This is a genomic window from Thermoproteus sp. CP80 (genome assembly GCF_002077075.2).
Taxonomy (GTDB): Archaea; Thermoproteota; Thermoprotei; order Thermoproteales; family Thermoproteaceae; genus Thermoproteus.
The window spans coordinates 1-1,431 of the sequence record NZ_LCWM02000068.1 but is presented as its reverse complement, the minus strand read 5'-3'; the positions used below and the strand labels follow the sequence as shown (position 1 = coordinate 1,431).

At 65.4% G+C, this 1,431-nt stretch carries 1 protein-coding gene and 1 tRNA gene; one reads left to right on the top strand and one right to left on the bottom strand.

The window, feature by feature from the left end:
• Positions 1-310 precede the first annotated feature (310 nt).
• Positions 311-468: transfer RNA gene (locus B7L68_RS08805), tRNA-Cys, on the bottom strand.
• A 46-nt stretch (positions 469-514) separates the two neighbouring features.
• Here B7L68_RS08805 and B7L68_RS08390 point away from each other — a divergent pair.
• Positions 515-1,431 (top strand): hypothetical protein (locus B7L68_RS08390; protein ID WP_081247203.1); only part of this gene is annotated, 917 nt, incomplete at its 3' end.

Below are 1,431 nucleotides of genomic sequence, written 5' to 3'. Positions count from 1 at the left end.
CGGCAGAATCGAGAGCTCCGCCCGCCGAGGCCCGCGGGCATCAAACGCGCCGAGATCGGTTGCGCCGAGGGCGTTATGACGGCCACATGGAGCCGGCCGTGAGCCTAGGGGAAATGGCCCTGGATGGACCGGAGCGGCCGGCATCCCGACTCAATAAGTCTTATCTCGGCTTCTCCACAAAGGGGATGGCTGCGTTGCGGCGGTCTTGGCGGACCGCGTCTTCGTCCTGGCGCTTAACAACGACAGCAGACATGTGGAATCGACTACAGTGTCCGGTCGGACTGCGCCGACGATGGCCGGAAGAGCCCGGTGGAGCCGCCGCCGGGATTTTTAGGCGGGTTTTCCCTGAACCCGGGACTTCCGCCGGTTGCCGGCTACGGGTCTCCGATCGCGCCCCAGGCCGAGGGCGCGGCGCCGGGGCGCCTGCGATCTGCAGCCCGCCGCTATACCGGGCTTAGCTACGGCGGCGACATAATACACGCCTATGTTTATTAATTTTGCTCCGGAGGTGGGCGTGTACGCGGCTGTCGCTTTCTACTCGCCTATCCACGGCGAGGAGTACGTCAGGAGGAGGTTCCAGGAGGTTGTCCGGCATATTCCGGAGGTCTCGGGGCCTTTTAAGTCCGCCGACGAGACTCCAGCCGTTAGGGCCAGGGCCCTGCTTGCCGTCACGCTGACGGGCGGCACCGGCGCCGCCGTCGCTGAATACGCCGAACGTATAGGCGTCAAGGCGGTCGTGACTCTAGGGTTCCCGGAGCACAACAGCGCGGCGTCCTCCCTCTCGGCCAGATCCTACCTGGAGGCCGAGGGGGTCAGGGTCTGGCCGTTGCACTGCGCGCCTGGGGAGAACTGCGGCGATGTGGCCGCCAGAGCCAGGGGAATCGCCAGGGCCGTCGCGCTACTGACGGCGCCCAGGGTTTTGCTGATAGGGAGGCGCACCGCCCAGGCCGATAGATTCTCGGCCAAGTTCGGCGGCTCTGTGGACGTCATGGAGCTCGACAGATTCGCCGAGATTGTGGAGAGGTTGTCGCCGGATCCCGAGTTCCTGTCGGTCTTCGGGGTGACGGAGGTCGCCAGGATATACGGCGCCCTTAAATCCCTCGGCGGCTACGACGGCAAAGCGATTTCCTGCTTCCCCTACATATTGAAATACGGCGTCACCCCCTGCCTCGCGCTGGCCCTCGCCAACGCGAGGGGGGATGTGGTCGCCTGCGAGGGCGATCTCCAGGCGCTTGCGGGGATGCTCGTGTCCAAGGGGTTGACGGGCTATAGCGGCTGGATAGCGAACGCCGTGTACGCCAAAGGCGCCGAGGCGTTCTTCGCCCACTGCACGGCGGCCCTCAACATGGCCAAGTCCTGGCGGCTGATGCCCCATTTCGAGACGGGGAGGCCCTACGGCTTAGCCGCGTCGTTGGCCGAGGGCAGATATAC